This window comes from Marinomonas arctica, assembly GCF_003259225.1.
Taxonomy (GTDB): Bacteria; Pseudomonadota; Gammaproteobacteria; order Pseudomonadales; family Marinomonadaceae; genus Marinomonas; species Marinomonas arctica.
This window is the reverse complement of sequence record NZ_QHJF01000073.1, coordinates 1-664: the sequence shown is the minus strand read 5'-3', so window position 1 is coordinate 664 and position 664 is coordinate 1. Positions and strand designations below refer to the sequence as shown.

2 pseudogenes are annotated in these 664 nt (G+C 44.9%); both read right to left on the bottom strand.

Going from position 1 to position 664, the window contains the following annotated elements:
• Positions 1 to 424, bottom strand: a pseudogene (locus DK187_RS20875) (hypothetical protein); the annotation flags it as partial.
• A gap of 1 nt (position 425) precedes the next feature.
• Positions 426 to 664: pseudogene (locus DK187_RS20870) on the bottom strand (type VI secretion system tip protein VgrG); the annotation flags it as partial.

Below are 664 nucleotides of genomic sequence, written 5' to 3'. Positions count from 1 at the left end.
GTGCTGGCGTTATAACTTTAGCAACGTCCCCGCCGGCTTTGCGTAAATAGAGGAAGAGGATTTTCAATACCCCTTTCACTGCCGAACCTAAGGTCGGGATTAAGCCGATCAAGGTGAGGCATAAAGCAACCCAAGCCCATGTATCGGTTTTGTCTTTGTTGATTTGCTTACAATTAGCAACGACATCGCGACAATCTAAGATCTGATCCACCACGGGAATCAATCCCAATACGGCATTGGCAGCAATCTGCCCTGTCGTCATATCTTCATTAAAGTCGCCTTGTAAAGCCTCCCAGATCCACTCAACTGATGCGGTAACTGAATCCGCTACGGTTTGCGCTTGTTGCTTGATATAGTCTTCGCCTGACTGGTAGGCGTCTTCTAAATTGTCGTATAGCCATCCAAATACATCATTCCCTAACATATTACTCTCCTAATAGGCTATCAAGACGGCTGACAACACCGCCAATAGCTTCCCTTGGCACATCAGCAAAGGTCTGTTCTGTCTCGTAATACACCGTCGCTACGCCGTTAGAAACATCATTAATTTTTGCGTAACCATCACCATCAAGCACGCCTTTGATTTCAGTGCCGTCACTTAAAATAGCAGTATATTTAGCATTTTTTATTGGCTGAAGTTCTGAGTCTAGGTGGAAGATTTCTA